This is a genomic window from Streptomyces spiramenti, from assembly GCF_012034385.1.
Lineage (GTDB): Bacteria > Actinomycetota > Actinomycetes > Streptomycetales > Streptomycetaceae > Streptomyces > Streptomyces spiramenti.
Window position 1 is genome coordinate 1 of record NZ_JAAVJB010000313.1, and the last position, 4,687, is coordinate 4,687.

At 72.8% G+C, this 4,687-nt stretch carries 4 protein-coding genes; 3 read left to right on the forward strand and 1 reads right to left on the reverse strand.

Features of this window, described 5'->3' with window-relative positions:
- Positions 1 to 57: 57 nt before the first annotated feature.
- Positions 58 to 1,176, reverse strand: a complete 1,119-nt coding sequence (locus tag HCJ92_RS22280; protein ID WP_420824760.1) for a chitinase — start codon at positions 1,174 to 1,176, stop codon at positions 58 to 60.
- A 310-nt stretch (positions 1,177 to 1,486) separates the two neighbouring features.
- On the opposite strand from HCJ92_RS22280, the gene HCJ92_RS22285 reads away from it, so the two are divergent.
- The 3 genes from HCJ92_RS22285 (at position 1,487) to HCJ92_RS22295 (ending at position 4,602) form a co-directional block, all read left to right on the forward strand.
- Complete coding sequence (locus HCJ92_RS22285; protein ID WP_209311455.1) at positions 1,487 to 2,347, forward strand: hypothetical protein; 861 nt, start codon at positions 1,487 to 1,489, stop codon at positions 2,345 to 2,347.
- Between the two features lie 97 nt (positions 2,348 to 2,444).
- The gene (gene cpaB / locus HCJ92_RS22290; protein WP_167935405.1) at positions 2,445 to 3,194 is read left to right on the forward strand and encodes a Flp pilus assembly protein CpaB; all 750 of its coding nucleotides are present in this window, start codon (positions 2,445 to 2,447) and stop codon (positions 3,192 to 3,194) included.
- Positions 3,195 to 3,384: 190 nt separating this feature from the next.
- Entirely contained in the window at positions 3,385 to 4,602 is a 1,218-nt protein-coding gene (locus HCJ92_RS22295) for an AAA family ATPase (RefSeq protein ID WP_167935406.1), read from the forward strand.
- Positions 4,603 to 4,687: the final 85 nt, after the last annotated feature.

Genomic DNA, 4,687 nt, shown 5'->3' on the forward strand with positions numbered 1-4,687 from the left:
AGCCGGACCGGCCCCGACCGGTCCCGTCGCCCGGGCCGCGGGCTGTGGGACCGGCGGTCAGGACAGACCGTGCACGTGCGGTCCGACCACGTCGGACCAGCTGTTGCCGGCGTGCTCGTCCCAGTTGGTCGACCAGGTCATGGCGCCGCGCAGCTCCGGGTAGGTCCGGTCGGGCGTGAAGCTGCCGCAGTTGGTGCCCTGGGTGAGGCAGTCGAGGGCGTCGGTCACCACACCCGGGTCGACGTAGCCGCTGCCGGCCGCGTCGGGCGAGGCGGGCACGCCGATGCCGACCTGCGAGGCGTCGAGGCCGTTCTCCAGCTGGATGCAGGCCAGGGCGGTCAGGAAGTCGACCGTGCCGGAGGAGTAGACCTGGCCGTCGCAGCCCAGCATCGAACCACTGTTGTAGTACTGCATGTTGACCACGGTCAGGTAGTCGCTGGTGTTCAGCGCCAGCTTGAAGTACTCGGTCTCCGTGTTCTGCATGTCGATGGTCTGCGGCGCCATCGTGTAGACGAGACCGTCGCCGACCTCGGTGTGGATCGCGTCCATCGCCTCGGTCAGGTACTGCGCGTTGATGCCGTGTTCCAGGTCGATGTCGACGCCGTCGAAGCCGTACTCGTCCATCAGCGCCACGGTGCTGTCCGCGAACGCGGACGCCGAGGCGGGGTCGTTGATGGTCACGTTGCCGAGTTCGCCGCCGACCGAGATGATCACGGACTTCCCCGCGTCCTGCTTGGCGGCGATCTCGTCCTTGAACTCCTGCTCGGATCCGTAGCCGAGGACGGGGTCGAGGTTGAACTCGATCTCGCCGGGCGTGGCGGTGGCGTCGGCGAAGGAGACGGCGATGATGTCGTACGCGTCCTGCACGTCGCCGAGTCGCTGGATCACCGAGCCGTTGTCGAAGTTGTGCCAGTAGCCGGTGAGGGCGTGCTGCGGCACGGAGTTCGGCGCCGCGTCACGGGCGGTGGGGTCGCCCGCGGTCTCGCCGGAGGTGGTCGTCTCGGATGCCGTGGCTGTACCGAACGGCCCGGCCAGCAGCAGGGCTCCGGCGGCGCCCGTGGCGACGGCCGTGGCGGCGAGTGCGCCGAACCTGCGCCGCCGGCGGCGGTGGCTGCTCGCGGGGGCCTGCTCGGCCGGGTCGTGGCCGGGGGTGGGAGTGGGGGTGGATGTCACGATCGCCTCCGTCGGCTGATGTGTGGGGGTGCGGAGGGGGAGAGGGGTCTGATGGGACAACCGGTGGCCACCGGTGGCGAGAAAGATGGTCCAGACCAATGCTCCTGTCAAGGGGTGCGGCACGGAGCCCCGGTCAGCGCCGCACCCGACATCGGCGCCCGTCGCAGGTCACCGCGGCCCTCGGGAATCGTGGACCGGTCGCGGTCCGGGAACCGGCCGGGAAGCGGCGACGCGGCGGGGAAGATGCCATAAGCTGCTCAACTGGCAGACAGACTGCACGAGACGGGCCGCCGGGGCCCGGGGGGAGCGGCGCATGCCCATGGCCATCGCGGTGACCGACGCCGACCTGGTGCTGCCGTCCCCCGATTCCAGGGTCCCCGGCGCCCATGTGCTGAGCCCCCCGCAGAAGCAGGAGTTCTCGGACGCCCTCGCCGAGACGGGTGAACTCCTCGAACGCCACGGCCATCTGCTCGTCGTCTACCCGGCCTCCCTTCCCCGCGCCCACCTGCAACGACTGCACGCCGTGCGGGCGTTGCTGGAGACCGACCGGGTGGCGCTGCTCCCCAGCCGGCTCCCGCCGCTGGGCATCGCCACCCTCGTCCGGCAGCTCCGGCAGCTGTCCGTCTGCGACTTCGGCCCCGGCGTCCTGGGCGCCTCCGCGCGGCTCCTCGGCCACTACATCTACTGCGGCGCGCTGTTGCCCTCCGGTCGCACGCTGGACCGGCTCCCCCTCCCGCTTCCCGACACCGAGGGCCCCCGGTCGGGTACCTGCGCCGTCCTGGTGGGACCCAGCCCGCAGTGCGTGCGACCGGGCGAAGGAGAGCTGGCAGGGCCTCAGTTCGCCACCGTGCTCACCCACGCCGGAGCCGGCTTCGCCGACGACTGGGTCACCGGGACCCTCGCAGCCGACTGGCGGGTCGGCGCGCTGGACCCGGTCCCGCTGCCCGAGGAGTCCCGCCACTGGTGGGGCACCGGCCGCCTGGTCGAGTTCGCGGCGGCCATCCCCGAGATCGCCCCGCTCTACCAGATGGTCAGCTCCGTCCGGCAGGAGCTCTGCCACTGGTGCGGGCTGACGATGATCGGCGACCGGTGCGTCTTCTGCGCCGCCCCCGCCCGCCCCGCAGAGCGCCGGCCCCGCGCACTCACCTCCACCGGGCGTCGCGCCCTGACCTGAGGACCGACCCGGCAGGCGGCCCCCGGCGGGCACCGCGCCGGACCGCACCAGCCCCCGGCCGACCGGCCGGACGAACGACGAGGGAGAGATCGCCCCCATGAACGGTCGCCAGCGCCGCGGACTCCTACTGCTGCTGGTCTCGCTGGTGCTCGCCCTCATCGCGTTCGGCGGCGTCTACACGGTCATCCAGGACGTCGAGTCCAAGGTCGGCCCCGAGACCGTCGCCTACGAGGTCGCCGAGGAGATAGAGCCCTACCAGCCCCTGCGCGCGGACCAGTTCCGCGAGGTGCTGATGCCCGAGCGCTACGTCCCCGACTCGGCCGTCACCGACCTCGGCGACCTCGACGGCAAGGTCGCGGTCGGCCCGCTCGTCCCCGGGTCGCTGCTCCAGAGCGACATGATCTCCGACCGGCCCGAACTCGGCACCGGGGAACAGGAGATCGCCATCATGATCGACGCATCGACCGGGGTCGCGGGCAAGATCTATCCCGGCGCCACCATCAACATGTACGCCGCCTACCGCTTCGAGGACCGCGAGAGCACCGACGGCGAGGAGATCGAGGTGGTACGCCTCATGGTCAACAACGCGCAGGTCATCGAGGTCGGGGACCTCACCGAGGTCGAGGACGACCGCGACCGCGTCGAAGCGGTCCCCATCACCTTCGCGTTGGAGAACGTCGACGCCCAACGCGTGACCTTCGCCGAGGCGTTCGCCGAGCAGATCCGACTCGCCCTCGTCGCCCCCGGCGAGGAGACCGAGATCCCGGAGGACGAGCGCACCTACACCGTCGTCGGCGACATCCTCGGTACCCCGCACGCCGGCGTCGTACCAGGCGCGAACCCGTGACGACCACCACCACGCCCCGTCGGCCCGCGCCCCGGCCCCCCGGCGCGCCCCCCTGCCCCGAGAGACCGCCGATCACCGTACTGACCGGCGGCCCACGGGGAAGAGAAGGGACGACGGCAGACGAGCACGACACCCCGGCCGCCGCCACCGCACCCGCGGCCGGCGGCCCGAGGGACGAAAGGACCGGCAGGTGACGACGCGCATCCTCCCCGCGGTGGGGGACCCGGACACCGCACGGGCCCTGATCACCCTGATCGGGCAACTGCCCGACACCGCACCCCTGCGAGCGGTGCCCGACTCCGGCTCGCTCCTCGACACGCTCGCGGCCCTCTCCCACGGCGCCGTCGCCGACCTACCGGAGGTCGTCCTCGTCCACGAGGCCATCGGCCCGCTCCCCGCGCTGGAGGTCGTGCGGGAGGTCGCCCTCCGCTTCCCGGCCGTCGGCGTCGTGCTGGTCACCGCCGACCCCACCGCCGGGCTCTACGCGGCGGCCATGGAATCCGGCGCCCGCGGCCTGGTCGGTGTCCCGCTCTCGTACGACGAGTTGCAGTCCCGTGTCGCCGCCGCCGGGCAGTGGGCGCAGGGCGTCCGACGCCACCTCGGCGGAGAGGAACCCGCCCCCGCGGGCAGCGGTGGCCGCGTCGTCACCGTCTCCGGCGCCAAGGGCGGCGTCGGCACGACCCTCCTCGCCACCCAGCTCGCCCTCGCCGCGCGCCGCGGCGGGCCCGCGGACCGCACGGTGCTGCTGCTCGACCTCGACCTGCTCTGCGGCGACGTCGGCTCCTACTTCGACGTCCAGTTCCGGCGGTCGGTCGCCGACCTCGCCGGGATCAGCGACATCACGCCGCAGGTGCTGGCGGAGGCGGTGTACCCGCACGAGACCGGGGTCTCGCTGCTGATCGCGCCCGCCGAGGGCGAACGCGGCGAGGAGGTCACCGACTCCGCGGCCCGGCAACTGCTCACCGCGGTACGGGCCCGCTACGACCTCGTCGTCGTCGACTGCGGCTCCCAGATGAACTCCGCCACCGCGGTGGCCGTCGAGACCGCGGACACCGCCCTGCTGGTCACCACCCCCGACGTCATATCGGTCCGGGCCGTCAACCGCATGGTCCGCATGTGGGACCGGCTCCAGATCCGCAAGGCCGACAACACCCTGACCGTCGTCAACCGTCTGGGGCGGACCAGCCACATCCAGCCCCAGCTCATCAGCCGCATCACCGGCACCCGCGTCGCACGCGAGGTCGTACCCGCCAACTTCCGCGAACTCCAGGAGGCCCAGGACGCCGGCCGCATCCAGGACCTCGACCACCGGGGTCCCGTGCGCCGCGCCATGTGGGACCTCGCCGCCGAGATCGGCCTGGCCGAGGCCACCGAGACCCGCGGCAACCGCCGCAGGGGCAAGGGCTGATGGACCGCCCAGCGGCACCCGCCGACCGCACCCGTCGACCCGCCGGGGCCGGCGGGCGCCGCGGCGGCGGGACCGGCCGGGGGAC

Bases quoted from the DNA above. Each gene is read 5' to 3' on its own strand.
- HCJ92_RS22285 (WP_209311455.1), top strand. From the start codon at position 1,487: ATGCCCATGGCCATCGCGGTGACCGACGCCGACCTGGTGCTGCCGTCC.
- cpaB (WP_167935405.1), top strand. From the start codon at position 2,445: ATGAACGGTCGCCAGCGCCGCGGACTCCTACTGCTGCTGGTCTCGCTG.